Annotated in this window: 12 protein-coding genes and 3 pseudogenes; 10 read left to right on the forward strand and 5 right to left on the reverse strand. The window is 68.7% G+C overall.

What is annotated here, in order from left to right; translation table 11 throughout:
- The first annotated feature begins 178 nt into the window (after window positions 1-178).
- The 4 genes from ACFYUS_RS22595 to ACFYUS_RS22610 all read left to right on the forward strand — a co-directional run bounded on the left by ACFYUS_RS22595 (window position 179) and on the right by ACFYUS_RS22610 (window position 2,197).
- Window positions 179-418: a hypothetical protein gene (locus ACFYUS_RS22595; RefSeq protein WP_388854769.1), complete on the forward strand. Its 240-nt coding sequence runs from the start codon at window positions 179-181 to the stop codon at window positions 416-418.
- Window positions 418-795: a fic family toxin-antitoxin system, toxin component gene (locus ACFYUS_RS22600; protein WP_388854772.1), complete on the forward strand. Its 378-nt coding sequence runs from the start codon at window positions 418-420 to the stop codon at window positions 793-795. Before ACFYUS_RS22595 ends, ACFYUS_RS22600 begins: the two co-directional genes overlap by 1 nt.
- A gap of 345 nt (window positions 796-1,140) precedes the next feature.
- Entirely contained in the window at window positions 1,141-1,308 is a 168-nt protein-coding gene (locus ACFYUS_RS22605) for a transposase (RefSeq protein WP_388855172.1), read from the forward strand.
- A 13-nt stretch (window positions 1,309-1,321) separates the two neighbouring features.
- Window positions 1,322-2,197 (forward strand): IS5 family transposase, encoded by an 876-nt coding sequence (locus ACFYUS_RS22610; RefSeq protein ID WP_388854775.1) that lies wholly within the window; start codon window positions 1,322-1,324, stop codon window positions 2,195-2,197.
- A gap of 495 nt (window positions 2,198-2,692) precedes the next feature.
- Here ACFYUS_RS22610 and ACFYUS_RS22615 read toward each other — a convergent pair whose 3' ends face one another.
- Window positions 2,693-3,958 (reverse strand): alpha/beta hydrolase, encoded by a 1,266-nt coding sequence (locus ACFYUS_RS22615; RefSeq protein ID WP_388854778.1) that lies wholly within the window; start codon window positions 3,956-3,958, stop codon window positions 2,693-2,695.
- A gap of 225 nt (window positions 3,959-4,183) precedes the next feature.
- Window positions 4,184-4,473: pseudogene (locus ACFYUS_RS22620) on the reverse strand (IS5/IS1182 family transposase); the annotation flags it as partial.
- A gap of 567 nt (window positions 4,474-5,040) precedes the next feature.
- Between ACFYUS_RS22620 and ACFYUS_RS22625 the strand changes: the two are divergent.
- Window positions 5,041-5,811, forward strand: coding sequence for a GNAT family N-acetyltransferase (locus ACFYUS_RS22625; RefSeq protein ID WP_388855175.1), 771 nt, complete (start codon window positions 5,041-5,043; stop codon window positions 5,809-5,811).
- Window positions 5,812-6,810: 999 nt separating this feature from the next.
- Here ACFYUS_RS22625 and ACFYUS_RS22630 read toward each other — a convergent pair.
- Window positions 6,811-6,957: pseudogene (locus tag ACFYUS_RS22630) on the reverse strand (IS5/IS1182 family transposase); the annotation flags it as partial.
- Between the two features lie 732 nt (window positions 6,958-7,689).
- Here ACFYUS_RS22630 and ACFYUS_RS22635 point away from each other — a divergent pair.
- The 5 genes and pseudogenes from ACFYUS_RS22635 (at window position 7,690) to ACFYUS_RS22655 (ending at window position 13,963) form a co-directional block, all read left to right on the forward strand.
- Window positions 7,690-11,316: an endonuclease/exonuclease/phosphatase family protein gene (locus tag ACFYUS_RS22635; protein ID WP_388854781.1), complete on the forward strand. Its 3,627-nt coding sequence runs from the start codon at window positions 7,690-7,692 to the stop codon at window positions 11,314-11,316.
- Between the two features lie 331 nt (window positions 11,317-11,647).
- The gene (locus ACFYUS_RS22640; protein WP_388854784.1) at window positions 11,648-12,373 is read left to right on the forward strand and encodes a hypothetical protein; all 726 of its coding nucleotides are present in this window, start codon (window positions 11,648-11,650) and stop codon (window positions 12,371-12,373) included.
- A gap of 156 nt (window positions 12,374-12,529) precedes the next feature.
- Window positions 12,530-13,250 (forward strand): annotated as a pseudogene (locus tag ACFYUS_RS22645) (transposase); the annotation flags it as partial.
- 85 nt (window positions 13,251-13,335) lie between these two features.
- Window positions 13,336-13,767 (forward strand): hypothetical protein, encoded by a 432-nt coding sequence (locus ACFYUS_RS22650; RefSeq protein ID WP_388854787.1) that lies wholly within the window; start codon window positions 13,336-13,338, stop codon window positions 13,765-13,767.
- 7 nt (window positions 13,768-13,774) lie between these two features.
- Window positions 13,775-13,963: a hypothetical protein gene (locus ACFYUS_RS22655; protein ID WP_388854790.1), complete on the forward strand. Its 189-nt coding sequence runs from the start codon at window positions 13,775-13,777 to the stop codon at window positions 13,961-13,963.
- A gap of 76 nt (window positions 13,964-14,039) precedes the next feature.
- On the opposite strand, the gene ACFYUS_RS22660 is transcribed toward ACFYUS_RS22655, so the two are convergent.
- The gene (locus ACFYUS_RS22660; RefSeq protein ID WP_388854793.1) at window positions 14,040-14,387 is read right to left on the reverse strand and encodes a YciI family protein; all 348 of its coding nucleotides are present in this window, start codon (window positions 14,385-14,387) and stop codon (window positions 14,040-14,042) included.
- Window positions 14,388-14,453: 66 nt separating this feature from the next.
- Window positions 14,454-15,323 carry a virginiamycin B lyase gene (locus tag ACFYUS_RS22665; RefSeq protein WP_388854796.1) on the reverse strand — a complete coding sequence of 290 codons (870 nt, stop codon included), beginning with the start codon at window positions 15,321-15,323 and terminating at the stop codon, window positions 14,454-14,456.
- Between the last annotated feature and the right edge of the window lie 30 nt (window positions 15,324-15,353).

A 15,353-nucleotide genomic window follows, 5' to 3' on the forward strand; every position in this document is an offset into this window, starting at 1 on the left:
CCTCCCGCGTGCCCGCTCTGGCTGTCGGTGCGGCCGAGGCAGGCTCTCCGGGAGTCCTGCGCAGTCAAGTGACTGAGTGCGGGGGCCGGGACATCCCACGCGATGCGAAGGCCCGTGAGCCGTCGAAGCCGGCAATGAGTGGGTTCCCTCCGGTGGTAACACTTGTTACCATCCGGGGATGGGAAAGACACAGCTGGGCGCGCGCGTCGACGACGACATCGCGGAACTGGCCAGGGCCCGCGCCAAGGACCGCGGCCTGAGCCTGGGCGACTACATCGCCTCTCTCGTGCGGGACGACGCCGACGGCATGCGTCGGCGTGGGCTGGACGCGGCACGTCGCTTCCTGGATGAGCACCAGGAGTTCTTCGACGAGGCGGAAGGCGCGGCGCAGCGTGCCACGGGGGCCCGGGCCGCCTGATGGAGCTCTACATCGACGTCCCCTGGATCCTCCAGGTCGCCGAGCTCGCGGGTGCCGACGACCCGGCGCCCGACGACTACGGAGTACCGGTGGCCGCCGTCGCCTGTCACCGCGCCGAAATCCTGGACCAGCCCGTCTACGACGGCCCCTACGCCCGCGCGGCCGCCCTCGTGCACGTCCTCGGCCGCTGCCGCTGGCTGGATCGCTCCAACATGGCCGTGGCGGCGGCGACGGGCGTCATGTACCTGGAGGCCTCCGGTATCCAGGTCCACCCCACCAGGGAGGACGCGGTGGCCCTCCGGAACCTCCTGCGCGACCCCACCTGCAGTGCCGGGGCGATCGCCGCGCTCCTGCGCACCTGGACGCCGCGCGGCTGAGGCCTGTCAAAGGCGGACGAGCCCTGGCGACCGCCGGACTCACCCGCTGGTCGGCAGGACACCGGCGTACGACAACCCGGCCACCCCGGCCCAGAACGCCAACCCGAGAAGCAGTACGCGGCGGCCCGCGGCCCCCGTCGGTGCGCTCAGGTTCACCGCCGCTCCGAGGCCGATGAGAGCCGTGGCCAGGACGAGGTGCTGTACCGCCCCGGCTCACTTGAGCATCGTGGCGCCGAGCAGTCCGGTACTGCGTAGCAGGACCACTCTCGTCAGCTTGGCCAGGACGGCCTCGCGCAAGCGGCCGGACCGGGCGGGGTCTGCACGGTGGGCGGCAACCCCGAGCGGATGTGGCCGGAGGCTTCCTTCGCTGTCCTGTGCGGAGCCGCACCGGTCCCCGTCTCCAGTGGCAGAGGCAACCAGCACCGCCTTTCCCGCGGCGGTGATCGGGCGGCCGACGCGGCCCTCCACCGCATCGTCCTTGGCCGTGTGCTGAAAGTGGATCTTGAGGCGTGAATGATCGTGGTTCATGGGGTGGGGAGATCTCACGGACGGGCAGTGGGCGGTGCCGGAGCCGTTGTTGTCGAAGGGGATGAAGGCGGGCCGGCCGCTTGTCCGGCCTCGTCGTCAGCTGATCGACGGTATACGGCTCCGGGTCCGGACCGGCGTTCCGTGGCGGGACATCCCTGTCGAATACGGGCCCTGGAACCGGGTCTACGACCTCTTCCGTCGATGGCAGCGGAACGGCACCTGGCCCCGGATCCTCACCCGGCTCCAGTCCCTGGCCGATGCGAAGGGCGCGATCACGTGGGACCTGAGCGTCGACTCCACGGTCTGCCGCGCCCATCAGCACGCGGCCGGGGCCCGTAAGCAGGGCGACCTGCGGAAGGAACCACCGGGCGGCATCTTCACCGAGCCCCGTGATCATGGGCTGGGACGGTCGCGTGGCGGGTTCACCGTCAAGCTGCACCTGGCGGTCGAGCAGGGCCAGAAGCCCATGTCGATCGTAGTGACGGCGGGACAGCGCGGTAACTCGCCGCAGTTCGAAACGGTGCTGGAGAAGGTCCGCGTGCCTCGCACCGGGCCGGGCCGGCCGCTTGTCCGTCCCGATCGGGTGCGGGCTGACAAGGCGTACGCCTCCCGCAAGAACCGTGCCTACCTGCGCCGCCGCGGGATCCGCTGCACCATACCGGACAAAGCCGACCAGGCGCGCAACGGTCAAAGGCTCGACTCCCGCGGCGGTCGGTTGCCGTGTTTCGACCCGGTCGACTACCGCGAGCGCCACACGGTCGAGTGCGGGATCAACCGCCTCAAGAGACACCGTGCCGTGGCCACCCGCTACGACAAGCTCGCGGTCCGCTACGAAGCAGTCATTCTCGTCGCAGCCGTCAACGGATGGCTGTGACGAAAGATGGTTGGTACGGGCGCACGCAACGGGAACTCCCGGTTTTCCGTTGCCCGGTCGCCCGTCTTTGCAGCACCGGGATTGCAGCGAGGAACGACAATATCTGAGCCTCCGCCACGCCCGCCACCCTACGGGTGAAGATCCACTTTCGATGCGTGGCCTAGGCACCATCGTGCGCGGTCTCGATGTCCCGCCAGGGCGGCATTCCGCGTGCCGTCGCCGTCGCCGTCGCCGTCGCCGTCGGCGACGTTCGACGCGAACGCCCGGCAGGTCATATGCTCCCCGATCGCCTCCGGCGGCACCAGCTCGCTCCGGCCATCCCTGCACATGCGGGGAGCAGGCTCCGTTACCTGCCGCTGTATCCCCACGCAGGGTGTCATCTGAACGGCTTTCACAAAAACGGTGCCGGCGGCTGAGGCGGCGTGCGGCGCGGACAGAGAGGCCGGTCGACCGGCTTCTGCCGAACGGGGCGCGACCGGCACACGAAACCGCGTGTCAGGGGCGCGCGAGCTTGTCGAACCAGCGCACGATCTGAGGCCCCGCCAGTTTGAAGGACCCGTTGTGGCCGGTCTTTCCGTGGTCGATCACGGGGGCCGTCACACCGTTGCGGGCCAGATCGGTCGCGCAGTTGACGGAGTTGGCGATCGCCACGTCCGTGTCGCCGGTCGCGCTGTGCAGCTGTACCGGAACGTCGGGCTTCCAGTCGCAGGTCCCGTCCTGCGCCTTGAGCGCGGCCAGCAGACCGCCGTCCGGGTGCCGCAGCCGCTCGTAGAAGCCGTCGGTCAGCAGTTCCTTCACCGAGCCGGGCAGCTTCGTGACGATGTCCTCCTCGGTGTGCCGGGTGTCGAAGAGTTCTTCCACGTACCCCGCGTAGGGCTGCCGGAAGGCCTGGGCCGGGTTGTCGTAGATGGGGTGCAGCCGGTTCTGCGCGGTGAGGAAGTACGACATGTAGAAGACACCGCTGATGTCGTTGATGCGGCCGTCGAGCAGGGCGGGGATCTCGGCGCCCTGCAGGTCGTACGGTCCGGCGATCGGCGCGAGCGCCCGCAGCCGGAAGTGCCGGTCCGCGCCCCGCGCCAGCTCGCGGCCCAGCGCCATGGCGACCTGGCCGCCCTGGGAGAACCCGGTGCCGTACACGTCTCCGGTGAGCGGCCTGCCGAGTGCACGCGCGGCGGTGCGGGAGGCCCGCAGCATGTCGAGCGAGGCGGAGACGGAGGAGGCGGTGTCCATGTACGGATGGAGGCCGGGGCCCTTGCCGAGCCCGAGGTAGTCCGGGGCGGCGACGGCGCGGCCCGCGGCGGCGTGCAGATAGGGCGCGTACAGGCCGAAGTCCTCAGCGACGGACGGCGCGTAGTCGCGGTGGACCATCGTGCCGTGCGTGTCGGCCACCAGGTCGAGCCGGCGCTCGCCGCCCTCGGGGAGCACCAACAGGCCGGTGGCGGTGGTCGGTTCACCCCGAGGCGTCAGGGTCCGGTACGTGAGCCGATAGCCGCGCACACCGTGGCGCACGGTCGCCGGGTCGATGCCGGCGTCCTTGAGGAACGCGGCGACCTCGGCACGGTTCAGGTCGGCGACGGGAGTGACACCGAGAAGGGCCCCCCGCGCCGTGCTCCGCTGTGCCGGGCGAGGCTCGGACGCCGCGATCGCCGGGGCGGCGGCAAGGGCGGTGAGGACGACGGCGGTCGCGGCAGCCAGGGACCGGCGTACTCGCCTGCGCTGCACCGCCTGCCGGGAGCGGGTGCGGGTCGTGGTGTTGGTCATGACGAGGACACTACGGAGCCGTTGATCACCGGGACATCCGACGGTCCCCCGGGCCGGGCGTGTGGCCAGCCCCACCCCGGAACCAGGGAATCCCCCCAGGCGGAGGCGGGTTGGGCCGGCTTCCGGCTGTGTGGTCCGCGGTCCATGCGCCGGATACGCGGCCCGGGCGCAGGGATGGCGCCCGTCGCGGCCGTACTCCTCGGCCGGGCGTCGTCATCCGGCTCCGAATGCCTTCTCCCGGATCGTCCGCATCGCCTCGGCCAGGGACGGGGCGGGGCTGGTCAGGGCCTCGACGGCTTCGTCTATGTATCGGTAGACGGTCCCGATGCCGAACCCGGAGGCCGGCTGGGCGTAGGTGTCACCGCACCTCGGGCAAGCCAGGGCGAGCAGGGCCTGTCGCGAAGCGGGAAGGCGCCGCCGACGCGTCCCGATCTCCTGCCGCCTGGCCTTCAGCCGCCCGGTCAGGAACCGCAAGGGCGGTTGGGCAGATCAATCGAGGACGGGTAGACGAGCACGCGAAGCCCCTGGCAGACGCAAGTGATCTTGATAGAGAATCCGTCTACCAGGAACTTAGCCGTTCCACCGATCTGTACAACACGCAGCCAACACCGTCAGGTTGAAAAAGCCTCAGTGGACAGCGGCACGCTGCGAGACGTCAGCCGACGACGTGAGCGCCCCGATCTCGCTCGTCGCTGTGACTGCAGGGTCGAACCGGACCAAGACATACCAGGACCCGAACACCCGGATGCCTCACCAGAGTCCGCACGCTGCCGGTACCTGTCTGAGTGGGTGGCCACGAAGCACCGCTGGGGTCTCACTGTCGATCCGGCCGAGGCGGACGCCCTGCGAGGCTTCGCCAAAGGACGTCTCGGAACCACGGTCGAGGTCCGCAGCACCGTGGGCGCCGGGTCGATCTTCGTCGTGCGTCTTCCCAGGACGGTGCGAGGCGCCCGCGCCGTGGTGTTCGCGCCGTCTGGGACACAGCGAGGAAAGGTGGTTGACTCGTCGGAAAGCCCGCAAGTCCGCGCACCTCGGCAAAGTGAGGGATTCTGTTGACAGTTCTCGGGGACTCGGTCGAATCGATGGAGCAACTGGCCGTGGTCTGGCGGGCCATGGTGCTCGACCGGGACGAGGGCGCGGACGTCCGTGACCTCCCCGGGATCGCCGTGCGCTGGGCCGACTGCCGGTTCGCCTTCTGGAACTGCGTCACCCTGACCGAGGTCGGGGCGGACGGCGCTCTCCTGGAGCGGCGTCTGCGGGAAGCGGCCGAGGTCATCCGCTCGAAGAAGCAGCCGGGCTTCCTGTGGGTCTTCGAGGACCTGATCGAGGACGAGGCGCGCGCCGGCCTGGACGCGGCGGCCGAGCGGGCGGGTCTGGTGCACGCCTTCCCGGGCACGGGCATGGCCGGGGACCTGCTGCCCCTGCCGGAGCCCGTCCACCCCGACCTGACCTTCGTACGCGTGTCGACCGACGAACACCTTCAGGCGTACGCCGACCTCAACTCCAGGGCGTACGGCTTCGCGCTGGAGGACGGCCGGGACGGCCTCGCCGGCTCCACCCTCTGGAAGGAGCAGGTGCACGCCTACCTGGGCCTGCGCGACGGAGTTCCCGTGACCTGCGCGGCGACGGTGGAGGCGGAGGGCCGGCTCTTCGTCGTCCTCGTCGCCACGGCCCCGGAGTGGGAACGCCGCGGATACGGCGAGGCCGTGACGCGCAAGGCACTGTACGAGGGAGGCCGGGCCACCGGCCTGACCCGGGCCACCCTGCACGCCACCGCCGCCGGAGCGCCCGTGTACCCGCGCATCGGGTTCCGGCCGAACTCGCCGATGCGTTTCTTCGCCCTCAAGGGTTGACCGTGTGCTGAGGCCCGAGACCGGGTGGGGGTGATACAGGCTCAGGTCGAGGGCCAGGCGCGAGTGGAACTCTCATGAGTTCTCGGGTTGTACGTGGCAGCGCCCGTGCCGCCGGTGCCGCCCGGATCGCCGCTCCCCGTGCCTGCGGGGACGGTCCTGAACTCCGGGGCGCCGCTGTCGGCGCATCCATGGACATCGTCGGCCTGTCTCGGTGCAGATCGATCTGCCGAAGCCGGAGTCCGGAGCACGATACGCAGCCGCCCCGCCTTCGGGGAAAGGCACCGGACTCCTGGTCAAGGTTCTTCTGGATCCCAGAGCTTGGCCATTCGCGTTGGTTCAGGGCTCTGGTCGGCGTCCCGGACTGCCTCCAGTTCAGCCTTGCGCTCCTCTGCTGTATGCGGACCATGAGTCGGGTGTTGCGGGCCTGGACGTCGGCCGGGTCGGCCTGGACGGAGGCCGGTTGACGGGGGTGGCGCTCGCCGGGTTCTGCGTGGCGGGTTCGAGCTCGGTGGCGTAAACCAGGGCGAGCAGGTCCCGGTGGCGGTAGAGGAAGGTGCGGTCCATCTCAGCCTGCCGGGCGGTACCGGAGGCGCTGATGGGGGAGCCGTCCCGGGCTGCCACCTTGAGGGGGTGGCCCATGGCTCTTTGAGCAGTTATACCGCCGTGCCTTCCTGTATCGAGGACGGAGTATTGTTCGGGACCGTCGTGGTCGGGAACTCCCCGGATCGGCAGACGGCATGGTGAGGGCCGAAGAGCTGCAGGCCGCGATGTCTTCGATGACACGGTGGCGTGTGCCAGGCGGGAGAAGGATAAAAGGGATTCCCTCGAGGTGGGCATCGGGCCCGCAGCCGGGAGGACTGATCCGGGATGTGTCCAGATCGCCAGGTCGGAGCGGCCCTCCTGAGAGACTGAAAACGAGTTTCTCGGATCCCTGAACGCTGCGGTTCGCCATGACATTGCAGGCGTTGATCACGTGCAGCCATTCCCTGCAGTCCCGCCCTTGATTCCCTTGCGTGCGATACAGACGCCTATGCGTGTCCCTCGGAGCCATTTTCGCAACCCAGGTATGTCGTATGCCTTGTCGACGGGCAGACGTCGAGGTTTGAAGCAGCGACCGCGGTGGGCGTCGTTTCTCGTTCGGCGACCGAGACACGGACGGCCAAGGGCAGTGCGGAAAGAAGGTCGTTCAGGGTCTCTGACCAGCGACGACGCGATAGTGAGACGTTAGCCCGACGCAAGAGGCCATCGCGATACTGGTCCGCGTGAAGGGTGGAGCCGGGGTTCCGGACGCAAGTACCGGACGGGTGATGTTACGGCAGTGGTTCGATCTGTCGGTGGGGCCGGCGGGCGAGGGGAGCCGGCGGGCGTAGCTGATCTGTCTGAGCGGGGTTCATGAGACTCGCGCAGTTCGGCCTTGCGGGGTGTCCGACCGTGCCAGTTCCACGCCGATTCGGAGCAGCTCTGGCCGGAGGTCGTCGGCGATGCACCGCTGCCCGAAGGGGTGCACCGGGGAAGTCGTGACCACCGGATCGACTGGTCGGGTGGTGTCACGGATTTGTGGCCGTGCGGTCGATGTGGAACCTGGAGAGCCTGCTCTGCGCTTCATTCGGTGCCGGGCGCAGACGACTGCCGATGGCGAATTCATCGGCTTTCCGGCTACTGCTTCCCCTGTTTTCGAGCAGGGCTTGATGGTGGGGAATGAAGGCGGCTCTGCGCCTCGTAAGATCCGACGTCCGGGCGGGGGCAGATCCCGCCTCTTCGCCTCATCCCTCATTGCGTCGTATCGCAAGGTCACACCCGGATCCTGTTGTCATATCTCATCGATAGAGAGGTGCGTGAACTCGGATGAGAAGAAGCCCATGGGGAAGACCAAGACGCTTGAGTCTTCTCCTCGTTCTCTCATTGATCAGCGGACTGGTCGCCGTGCTGGGTGGACATCCCGCCCTGGCCGACACTCCCGCCATCCAGGCCGTCAGCCACTTCAGGGCGGCGACATTCAACATCCGGTACAGTAATTCCGTCGAGCGCTGGGACGACGACATAGCCAACCTGGCCGCTGACAATGACGTAGTGGCGCTCCAAGAGGTGCGGAACACCCCGTACGCCGCGCACTACAACGAAGAGTTGGTATGGCCGCTAAATAACCCGAATGCTCCTCTTCGGGTGTTCCATTATGACTGGAACCCGGGCGGTCAGCCGTTGCACGTCTACAAGCTGATCACTCAAGGGCAGAATCGGGCACTGGCGCTGGTGACCAAGGTGCGGGCGGACAACATCCTGATGTTGCCGCAGGATTCCGACCCGCGAAACTATCGGCCCGCGCTGGGGGTGGACATCCGCAACGCCGCCGGCGAACGCGGCATCTTCTACTCCATCCACACCAACTCGCCCGGTGGTCCCGATGGGCCGGCCACGGTCGAACTGGCAGCGGCTGCGGCCGACCCGGGCGTGCACTGGGCGGTCATGGGCGACTTCAACCGGGAGCCGACCTGGGTCCCGGGTCCGGCGGGAGCCCGCATCGTGAGCAGCCCGACCAACACCTACCCTTGCAACGGAGTCCCACCAGCACCGGTTTCCAACTATGACTACATGGTCACCAACGATCCCGACCCGGCGTTGAGTGCTGAGGTGCGCTCGGCAGGGGCCGCGGTGAGTCCCGCGTGCTCCGATCACTACGCGGTGCAGTTCAGTGCCCCGGCTCCGCCCTGCGCCGGGTTCGGTGTGAGGGAGGAGGGAGACCCCTGTGTGCCGCCGATACCCGACGCCGTGCGCAGCACCAGTGTGAGCTTCCGGAACCTCACGAACTGTGACCTGACGTTGGAGCAGCGGGGCCTGCAGCACGGCATCTGGTCCTTCGAGCCTCCGCCGCTGATCAGCCGGGATCGGGCTGCGGCGTGGGCGTCGGAGAGTGCGGGGATCATGACCGGGACGGAGGGGTACGTCCGGTACGTCACCGAGAACTGCCTGTCCGGGAGCGATGACAACCGCCAGGTGCAGTTGCATTGGGACAACCCGTACATCGGCTCCAACGGCTACGACGAGGTGGGCACCGACCTGTCCGCGTTCAAAGTCGCCCGGAGCGGTGGCGTCGGCAACAACACCGTCGTGACCTGGACGGTGCAGCAGAAGCCGCTGGCCGTCGTGGCGATGGGCGACAGCTACATCTCCGGCGAGGCCGGCCGGTGGGCCGGGAACGCCAACACCGGCAACGGCGGCTCGGCCTGGGGCACGGACCGGGCGGCCTACGAGTGCAACGCCGATGAGAGCGGCTGTCAGCACGACTCGGCGCGGGTCTACGGAGACACCGGTTACGACGGGGGCAACAAGTGCGATCGCTCCGACGTGTCGGAGATCTCCGGTGCCGAGATCGAAGGCATCCCGCGGGAGCGGCGGTTCAACCTGGCCTGTTCGGGGGCGACCACGGAGCACGTGGTCCAGAGCGGGTTCAAGGGCGAGGAAGCGCAGGTGGCACAGCTGCGGGCGCTGGCGAAGAACTACCGGATCAGGCTGGTGGTGCTCTCGGTGGGCGGCAACGACCTGGACTTCTCCGGGCTGGTGGCCAAGTGCGCGGCCACTTTCATGGCTAACGGAGCGCACTGCGACAGTGTGCTGAACGACGAGTTCCAGGGCCGGCTCGGCGGCGTCGAGGACAAGGTGGTGAACACGATGAACTCCATCCACGACGCCATGTCCGGCCTGGGCTACGACCGCAGGAGCTACCGCCTGGTGGCTCAGTCCTATCCGGGGCCGATCGCCGACGCCGACCACTACCGCTACCCGGGGGAGACCTACAACCGCTACCAGTCGGGCGGATGCCCCTTCTACGACGACGACGCCACCTGGGCCAGGCGCCAGATCATTCCGGCCATCAACACGATGCTCAAGAGCGCCGCACGGCGCGGGGACGCCTTCTCCCTCGACCTGCAGAACGCTTTCACCGGGCACGAGTTGTGCAGCAGTGACGCCAAACAGGCCACGGCCGCCAACAGCCTGGCCACCCCGCTCACGGCGGCGGACGCCGAGTGGGTGCGCTGGGTGCCGTACCTGGCCCTGCCCTGGGGCGCCCAGGGCAGCCAACAGGAAGCCATCCACCCGAACGCCTACGGCCAGCAGGCACTCAGCAGCTGCCTGACCCAGGCGTACGTCCAGATCAGCACCGGCGGCCGGGAGTTCCGGTGCAGTGCCACCCCCGGATCGTCGAAGCCCTCGGTGCAGACACTCACGTACGACCCGAACTACAGGAGCGAATCGGTGAACCGGGCCGCCGACTTCCTCATCGATGCCCAGGACCGGTCCAGCTCCATCGTGAAAACGGACTTCGAAGGGGGAGTCCCCATCCAGCCGGAACCGGCGCCGCCGACCGTCCCGGGGTTGAAGCTGGGCGTGCCTCAGAGTTACGCGCGCGGCCATTTCGCCCCCGGGTCCACGTTCGGTCCGTACGGCTACCAGTCGTCGTTCACCTACGACAACGCCGTCGTCATCCACGCGTTCCTCCAGCAGGGAACCAGCGAGGCCCTCGACCGCGCCAGGATCCTGGGCAACAGCCTGCTGTACGCCCAGGCGCATGATCCGGTGAACGACGGCCGGATACGGGCGTCCTACCTGCCGGACCCGTTCGTCACCATCCTCGGCCGGGACTACCCGGTCGGCACCCCCTACATCGGTGGCTGGTCGGTCTACACCGGGAACATGGCCTGGGCCGGCATGGCCTTCTGCCACCTGTACAAGGCCACCGGCGACAGCAGGTACCTCGACGGCGCGCTGCGGGCGGCGAACTGGATCCAGACCAACTCCGCCGACGACCGTGGAGCCGGGGGCTACACCGGCGGTTACGCCGACATCTCCCCGGCCGAGGACGGCAGCGGCATGGTCAAGCGGACCTGGAAGGCCACCGAGCACAACATCGACGTCGGAGCCTTCTTCGCCATGCTGAACCAGCTCACCGGCGACCAGGTGTGGAAGAGCCGCTCGGACAACGCGTTCGCGTTCGTCAAGACCATGCTCAGCGCCGACGGCAACCACCTGTGGACCGGCACCGGCCTGGACGGGGTCACCGTCAACGAGGACGCCGTACCGGAGGACATCCAGACCTGGAGCTATCTCGCCACGCGCGATCCCGCCTACGAACGCACCGTCGACTGGGTCGCGGGACGCATGGCCGCAACCGACGGACCGGCGGACCCCACCACCGGCCAACCGATGTTCAGCGGCGTCAGCTTCAGCGCCGTCGACACCTCCGGCGTCTGGTTCGAGGGCACCGCGCACCTGCTGGCCGCCTACCAGGCGCGCGCGGCCGCCGGGGACTCCGACAAGGCCGCGGCACTGATGGCCACCCTGCAGAAGGCTCAGGCCCACGCCCCGAATGCCGACGGTTCGGGAATCGTCGCGGCCTCGCACGACGGCCTCGACACCGGGCAGGGCGACCGCTACTACGCCTCCCTGCACACCGGCGCGACCGCCTGGTACGTCATCGCCGCCAAGGGGGCCAATCCCTTCCGCCTCTGAGCCGGCGGTCTGACGAGGGATCTCGTGCCTGGTACTGATCCTTTCCCGAGCCGGCGGAGCCGACCGCGAACTGGACAGTCCTGAGCAACGACGAAGCTCCTGGTGGACGGGTTTTCGACCAAGACCACCCGTGTCCGCCAGGAGCTTCGCGCGCTCATCCGTCCTTCCCCGAGCTCTCGGCTCCGCTCGAGCAGGGGAGACCTCATTCGATGTCGCCAGGGCCGGCGACGGAGACCGGCGGACGCGGCCCTGCCGATGCCGCCATGACGCGCCCGGGGTCCGTTTATCGCCTGTTGACCGACTCTTGAACACCACGCGGTGACATGTCGGCATGAACCTCAGACGAACCATGGCGGGCGTCGCGCTCGCCGCGATCGCGCTCAGCGCCACCGGCGTATCGACTGCTTCCGGAGCCGAGAGGGCGGCGTCTGCCGGCCGCTCGCACCCGGCCGCGCACGCGGCCTCCGGCATGGCCCACCCGGGGCCCGCCAAGTCCGACTGGCCGAAGAAGGGGGACACCAAGGTCCCTACGCTGCCGTCCGCGTCTCTCAAGGGCCTTCCGACCCTGCGAGAAGCCCAGCAGAAACATCTCCTCTCGCGGCCGACGACGGCCGCGGGCGGCGTGACGACTCAGGTGTTCCCCGATTACAACTGCACCACACCCCCGCAGGGCTGGGGGTACCACGACTACCTCGCCCCCGGCGAGTGCCTGACGCCGGACACGTACATCGCCGTCAACACCGAACCGGGCGGCTGGTACGAGCTGTGGATGCAGAGCGACGGCAACGTCGTCCTCTACTTCCACGGCGCCCCGTTCTACACGGCGAAGTGGCAGACCGGAACCCGTGGCTCGAACGCGTCACTGTGGATGCAGCGGGACGGCAACGTCGTCATCTACGACAGCGCGGGCAACCCGATGTGGGCCACGGGCACGAACAGGTGCGGCGATCTGGGAGCCTGGCTGCGGATCCAGGCCGACACCAACCTCGTCCTCTACACCCGCGACTGGACGCCGATCTGGGCTAGGTTCGGCGGCCCCTCCTCCCGCCCCTGCTGAGGCACCCCGGAGGCGCGCGCGGCAGGCCGCGGAACGGTGACCCCGACAAGCCGGACAGCGCCCATCTCGATCTTTAACGTGCGCCGCCGAACAGTGCGTCGTACTTGATCACTCGGTCCGGTAACCGCCTTGCACGGAAGCGGCCTTCGTCTGAACATGTGCTCCGACCAAGGAACACACACGTCCAGTACGAAGGCCGTGGGGGCGGGTCTGCCGCATTGCGCTGCCCGGCGAGAGCCGGTGGCGGAACCGTCAGGCTTCCGGGGCGCGTTCTGCTCCTGTCCCACTGACCGTTCGGATGTGTTGTTCGAGCTGGCGGACGCTGTTCCGTGCGGGGACGGACCGGTGAGGTCGCCGGTCGAGCTGTCGCTGGTGGGCGAACACCACCCTGGTCACGGAGGTCTCTACGCCGCGCTCGCCCAGGGCCGGGTCGACGCGGAAAGGAGCGGCACATCCCCGTTCCCGGCTGACCCCGCTCGATCGTCTGCACGTTGGAACCCGGCCGCAGCTCGTGGGGCGCACCCCTGGGCGCGTCGCGTCTTGAGCCTGGGGACGACACGGCCACCGTCACCGCCCGGCAGGTGCGCGACCTGGTCGAGCGGCTGACCGCTGCGGGTCAGTGACAGGAAGGCGATCCGGACGTCCTCGTCATCGTGGACGCCGGATACGACGCACTCCGCCTGGCCCACCTCCTGCGGAACCTGCCGGTGAAGGTCCCGGCCCGGATGCGCTCGGACCGCGTCTCGCGCAGGCCCGCGCCGCCCCACACCAGGGGCCGGCCTCCCCGGAACTGCGGTGATTTCGTCTCTGGGCGGCCCGACGCCTGGGGCGCCCCGACACCCTCACCGTCACCGACACACGCCTCTACGGCATCGCCGTGGAGTGTGTTGCGTTCCCGTCGTACCGCGCTGATCTTGCTCGCTTCGACCCTCCCTCTGACGGCCTGAGGCAGGCTCACCGTCATGCCGCCGCCCGAAGGTGAACCGGTCATCCTGAAGCCGGCCGAATTCACGACTACGTGGAGCGATGCTGACGGCGGCACCATCACGCCGAGGAAGGACGGGACGTTCGTCGCCGACAAAGTCTGCGTCGCCGTCTCCTGGTACGACAGTTTGGCCTGGTCCGGAACAGGTACCTGGGAGCAAGGCTTCAACAAGGAGCAAAGCTCCCTCGAAGTGACCTTCGACGCCGCCCACCCCGACACGGTTGAGAGGGAGCCCGGCTCCTACGCTGCCTTGAGGCAGGGCAAGGTCTTGAAGCTCTGGACCGCCATCGGCGATGCCGAAAAAGCATATCAGGGTGCCGGCCATCCCGTCCGGGTCCTGTGCCGGGGCATCGCCTCGGTGGAAGCGTCGGCACAACAGCACTCACGCCAAGATCCGCTGTCTGGGTGAGCAGGCCATGGCCACCCTCAAGAGCTGGCGGCTTCTACGGAAGCCCCGGTGCAGCATCCACCGCATCACCGACATCGTGAAGGCCATCCTCTTCCTTCACCACACGTCATCGTGGGGGTTGGAAAAGGCTCCATGTATCACTCGTCATCGCACGCAACGCCCCGTCACGGCTGACGGTGATGCCCGGGCGGCATGATCATGCGAAACCGGGCGGTACGCAGTGGCGACCTGGTGGCCGGGCGCTGTGTCGTCAGGACGGTACCCCGTGTTGTTCAGGCGGATTCGAGGATCGGACGGATCTCGATGGTCTCCGGGGTGGGGAGGTTCCCGGCCAGTTCGATGGCTTCCTCGCGGTCGGCTGCCTCGATGATGAACCAGCCGCCGAGGGTCTCCTCGCCGGCCTGCGCGGGCCCGTCGGCCGCTGCCGGTGTCCCGTCGACTGTTGTCCGCACCGTCTCGGGAGTGGTGTGCTCGGTCTCCAGGGCCTCGCCGCCGACGAGTTTCCCGGCCGCGGCGAGGCTGCCGATCCAGCCTTCGTGTTCCTTGCGGTACGCGGCCCGGGCGGCCTGGATCCGACGGCGTGACTCGCCCGTCTCGAAGATCACGAGTGCGTATTTCATGGAGGCTCCTCTCCGGTCGCCGTGCGGGCGACCGTTGCTGATGGGCTGTGAGGAGGGCGGGCTTGTTCAGGTGGCGCTGTCCACCGGGGTGATGCGGGCGAGCGCGCCGATCTCCAGCGCGGTCCACAGGGCTCCGTCGGGGCCGAGGGCGATGCCGTGCGGTTCGGAGCGGGGAGTGGGCAGGTCGTGGACGGTGACGGAGCCGTCGGGGGTGATCGTGCCGACGCGGTTGCCACCCCATTCGGTGAACCAGGCGGTGCCGTCGCCATCGAAGGTGACGGCGTGTGGCCGTGCGGTGCGGTCGGGGAGGGGGAACTCGGTGATGTGCCCGTCCGGAGTGATGCGTCCGATCTGGCCGGCGGCGATCTCGACGAACCACAGCGCTCCGTCGAGGCCTGTCGCGATCCCCACGGGGGCGGCTGCCTCCGTCGGCAGGGGATGGAGGGTGACCGCGCCGTTCATGTCGATCCGGCCGATGGCGTTGGCCTGGTTGAGGGTGAACCACATCCCGTCGTCGTCACCGGTGGTGATCGCGGAGGGGAACGCACCCGTGACGGGGAGCGGGAACTCGGTGATGCGGCCGTCGACGGTGATGCGGCCGATGCGGTCGGCGGCCGTCTCGGTGAACCACAGCGCTCCGTCGGGGCCAGGCGTGATGCCGAACGGTCCGCAGCCGGGTGTGGGCAGGGCGAATTCGTAGATGACACCGCCGGTGGTGATCCGCCCGATCCGGTCCGCCCGGTACTCGGTGAACCACAGGGCGCCGTCGGGGCCGGTGGTGATGACGGTCGGCCCGCAGTCGGGGTCGAGCCGGCGGCTCGTCGGCTCCTCGCCGGGGACGAGACGACCGATCCGGCCGCTGTGGACGAGGGTGAACCACAGCGCGCCGTCCGGTCCCGTGGTGAGGGCGTAGGGTCCGGCCGCGCAGTCGGCCACCGCGTGTTCTTCGATGGATACCTGGAGCGA

It is taken from the genome of Streptomyces sp. NPDC004284 (assembly GCF_042874035.1).
Lineage (GTDB): Bacteria > Actinomycetota > Actinomycetes > Streptomycetales > Streptomycetaceae > Streptomyces.

What these genes read in the sequence shown, in the direction of transcription:
- ACFYUS_RS22595 (WP_388854769.1), top strand. Translation starts at nt 179, where the DNA reads ATGGGAAAGACACAGCTGGGCGCGCGCGTCGACGACGACATCGCGGAA.
- ACFYUS_RS22600 (WP_388854772.1), top strand. Translation starts at nt 418, where the DNA reads ATGGAGCTCTACATCGACGTCCCCTGGATCCTCCAGGTCGCCGAGCTC.
- ACFYUS_RS22605 (WP_388855172.1), top strand. Translation starts at nt 1,141, where the DNA reads ATGTGGCCGGAGGCTTCCTTCGCTGTCCTGTGCGGAGCCGCACCGGTC.
- ACFYUS_RS22610 (WP_388854775.1), top strand. Translation starts at nt 1,322, where the DNA reads ATGGGGTGGGGAGATCTCACGGACGGGCAGTGGGCGGTGCCGGAGCCG.
- ACFYUS_RS22615 (WP_388854778.1), bottom strand. Translation starts at nt 3,958, where the DNA reads ATGACCAACACCACGACCCGCACCCGCTCCCGGCAGGCGGTGCAGCGC.
- ACFYUS_RS22625 (WP_388855175.1), top strand. Translation starts at nt 5,041, where the DNA reads ATGGAGCAACTGGCCGTGGTCTGGCGGGCCATGGTGCTCGACCGGGAC.
- ACFYUS_RS22640 (WP_388854784.1), top strand. Translation starts at nt 11,648, where the DNA reads ATGAACCTCAGACGAACCATGGCGGGCGTCGCGCTCGCCGCGATCGCG.
- ACFYUS_RS22650 (WP_388854787.1), top strand. Translation starts at nt 13,336, where the DNA reads ATGCCGCCGCCCGAAGGTGAACCGGTCATCCTGAAGCCGGCCGAATTC.
- ACFYUS_RS22655 (WP_388854790.1), top strand. Translation starts at nt 13,775, where the DNA reads ATGGCCACCCTCAAGAGCTGGCGGCTTCTACGGAAGCCCCGGTGCAGC.
- ACFYUS_RS22660 (WP_388854793.1), bottom strand. Translation starts at nt 14,387, where the DNA reads ATGAAATACGCACTCGTGATCTTCGAGACGGGCGAGTCACGCCGTCGG.